We start from the raw sequence: 3,275 nt of genomic DNA, 5'->3' as shown, positions 1-3,275 counted from the left end.
TGCGACAACACCCCACGAGCCCACTCCGACCTCATGGCTCATGATCATCCACGACGCCCCCCACACTCCCCGTCTATCGCGCACCAAGTTGTTAGCGCGTCCCCGTACAACCGCAGCCGCGATGATCGGCCTGCTGCTGAGCAGTCTGACCGGCCTGACCGCCCCCACCACCGCCCAGGCCGCGGCCTCGACGACCACCGCCATCACCGTCGACGGCACCAGGCCGGGCCTGACCCTCGACGGGGTCGGTGCCATCTCCGGCGGCGGCGGGAACTCCCGCCTGCTGGCCGACTACCCGGAGCCGCAGCGCAGCCAACTGCTCGACTACCTCTTCAAGCCCGGCTACGGGGCAAACCTTCAACTGCTCAAGCTGGAAATCGGCGGAGACACCAACTCGACCGACGGCGCGGAGCCGAGCATCGAGCACACCGCCGGTGCCGTGGACTGCAACCAGGGCTACGAGTGGTGGCTCGCCAAACAGGCCAAGGCCCGCAACCCGGAGATCAAGTTCGCCGCCCTGTCCTGGGGCGCCCCAGGCTGGATCGGCGGCGGCAACTTCTGGTCCCAGGACACCATCGACTACCTGATGTCCTGGATGAGTTGCGCCGCCCAGCACAACCTCACCGTCGACTACCTCGGCGGCTGGAACGAGCGCGGCTACAACAAGGCCTGGTACGTGAATCTCAAGAACACCCTGACGTCCAAGGGTTACACCACTAAGGTCGTCGCCGCCGACAGCGACTGGGGCGTGGCCGACGCCATGGCCACCGATCCGGCGTTCAAGAACGCGGTCGACATCGTCGGCGTCCACTACCCCTGCGGTTACCTCGGCAACTACACGACCTGCAACAGCACCACCAACGCGCAGGCGCTCGGCAAGCCGCTGTGGGCGAGCGAGAACGGCTCCGAGGACGCCGACACCGGCGCGGCCGCGGTGGCCCGGGCGATCAACCGCGACTACCTCGACGGCAAGATGACCGGCTTCTTCAACTGGCCCGTCATCGCCGCGCTCTACCCGAACCTGTTCTTCTCCACCGACGGCATGTCGATCGCCAACCAGCCGTGGTCCGGCAACTACAGCATCGGCAAGACCACTTGGGTCACCGCGCACACCACGCAGTTCACCAGGCCCGGCTGGCACTACATCGACTCCGCCGGCGGCTACCTGGGCGGCAACCGCGCCAACGGCAGCTATGTGACGCTGAAGTCGACGAACAACTCGGACTACAGCACCGTCATCGAGACCATGGACGCCACCGCCGCCCAGAGCGCCACGTTCACCATCACCGGTGGCCTGTCCACCGGGCCGGTCCATGTCTGGGCCACCAACCTCAACTCCGGCAGCTCCACCGACTGGTTCGTCCGGCAGCAGGACGTCACCCCGTCCGGCGGCGCGTACAGCCTCACCCTCCAGCCCGGCTACCTCTACACGGTGACGACCACCACCGGCCAGGGCAAGGGCACCGCGACCCCGCCCGCCTCCGGCGCGCTCGCGCTCCCGTACGCAGACTCCTTCGAGACCCCGGCCACCACGACCTCGCCGAAGTACTTCACCGACATGAACGGCGCCTTCCAGGTGGTGGCCTGCGGCGGCGGCCGCACCGGCAGCTGCCTGCGGCAGATGGCCGCGATCACGCCGATCCGCTGGACCGACGAACCGTACAACGCCCCGTACACGATCACGGGCGACGGCGGCTGGACCAACTACACCGTCACCGCGGACACGCTCTTCGAGCAGGCCGGCACGGTCGAGCTGCTCGGCCGGGTCAACCAGCAGGGCCGCAACAACAACGGCCTCAACGCCTACCACTTGCGGGTCAGCGACACCGGCGCCTGGTCCATCGACAAGAGCGACACGACCTGGACTTTCACCACCCTCGCCAGCGGGACCACCACCGCGCTGGGTACGGGCCGCTGGCACACCGTCGCGCTCAAACTCGACGGCGCGAGCCTCTCGGCGGCCGTGGACGGCGTCACCGTGGGCAGCGCCACCGACTTCAGCTTCACCAACGGCCAGGCCGGCCTCGGCGTCACCGACTACCGGACCGAGCAGTTCGATAACTTCGCGCTCGCCCCCGGCACGCCGGCCACCCACGTCGGACCCATCACCTCCGCTCTGCCCGGCAAGTGTGTGGACGACAACGCCGACTCCAGCACCAACGGCACCCACGTCCAGCTGTGGGACTGCACCAGCGGCAGCGCGCAGGTATGGACCTGGGCGAACGGCACCCTCACCCACAACGGCAAGTGCATGGACGCCACCGGTCAGGGCACCCTGAACGGCACACTGGTCGAGCTGTGGGCCTGCAACGGCGGCACCAACCAGCAGTGGGTGCCGCAGGCAGACGGCACCATCAAGGGCGTCCAGTCCGGCCGCTGCCTCGACGACCCTGGGGCATCCACCACCAACGGCACCCAGCTGATCATCTGGGACTGTCACGGCAGCACCAACCAGCGATGGATGCTCCCATGATGATCACCGGCCAGTGATCGCCTACTGACCGCGCCGCGGCGGATCGACCGCACCGGCCAACGGCCGATCGGCCTGGTACGGGCTCGCCGGAGTCCGTACCAGGCCGACCGCCGTCTCACCTCGGGTGAGGTGACATCACTTCTGGTGCCTGCGGTCGAAGTTAAGACAGAGCACCCAGACGTCCGAGTAGGTGTTCGGCGAGGGCGATCCCCCGACGTGGATGTCGGCCGTCCAGTACGCGGGCGCCGTGGTCCCGTCACCGCCGGGCCGACCGTCCGCGTCGTTGGGGTAGCTCCTGATGAGGTGGGTACCCTGCGAGCCGGCCTTGGTGAAGTCGGCCGTCGTCACATTGCCCCCGCTGGCGGCCGCACCCCCGCTGACCAGGACGTCGTGCTCCCGCCCGTTGCCGCGCCCGCCGTCCGGGTCGTCGCAGCCGACCGTCGCGGTCTGGCTGGCGCTCCGCCGCCTCCGGGCCGCTCAGTTCGCAGAATTGAGCGCGAAGGGATCCATCACCGACGCCACGATGCGCGCTGGCGCCGCCGTAAAGGCTGTCTCGAATCACTGAGCGTTTTCAGCGCGGGCACCGATCGGGTGACGGCTGGGTGGCGTCAGCGGGCAGCGGAACGAGCGAGGCTCTCCGGCGGTTGAGTGAGATGTCTGACGTCTCAACTCGGTGGCCGGAGAGCCTCGTTGGTTGTCTATCCTGCATCACTGGACCTGCCGCACGCGCTGGTGGAGTGGGTCACCATGCTGATTGTCACCCGTGAGGGTGACCGGCGCTGCAAGCTCCGGCCGTCGCAAC

The 3,275-nt window shown here is 68.3% G+C and carries 2 protein-coding genes and 1 pseudogene; 2 read left to right on the top strand and 1 reads right to left on the bottom strand.

Going from position 1 to position 3,275, the window contains the following annotated elements:
* Nucleotides 1-121: 121 nt before the first annotated feature.
* The gene (locus AB0442_RS42025; RefSeq protein ID WP_366168785.1) at nucleotides 122-2,473 is read left to right on the top strand and encodes a ricin-type beta-trefoil lectin domain protein; all 2,352 of its coding nucleotides are present in this window, start codon (nucleotides 122-124) and stop codon (nucleotides 2,471-2,473) included.
* A gap of 135 nt (nucleotides 2,474-2,608) precedes the next feature.
* On the opposite strand, the gene AB0442_RS42020 is transcribed toward AB0442_RS42025, so the two are convergent.
* Nucleotides 2,609-2,821 carry a hypothetical protein gene (locus tag AB0442_RS42020; protein ID WP_366168784.1) on the bottom strand — a complete coding sequence of 71 codons (213 nt, stop codon included), beginning with the start codon at nucleotides 2,819-2,821 and terminating at the stop codon, nucleotides 2,609-2,611.
* 342 nt (nucleotides 2,822-3,163) lie between these two features.
* Between AB0442_RS42020 and AB0442_RS42015 the strand changes: the two are divergent.
* Nucleotides 3,164-3,275: pseudogene (locus AB0442_RS42015) on the top strand (IS5/IS1182 family transposase); the annotation flags it as partial.

This window comes from Kitasatospora sp. NPDC085895 (assembly GCF_040702125.1).
In the GTDB taxonomy this organism is placed as follows: Bacteria; Actinomycetota; Actinomycetes; order Streptomycetales; family Streptomycetaceae; genus Kitasatospora; species Kitasatospora arboriphila.
This window is presented reverse-complemented; position numbering and strand designations above follow the sequence as displayed.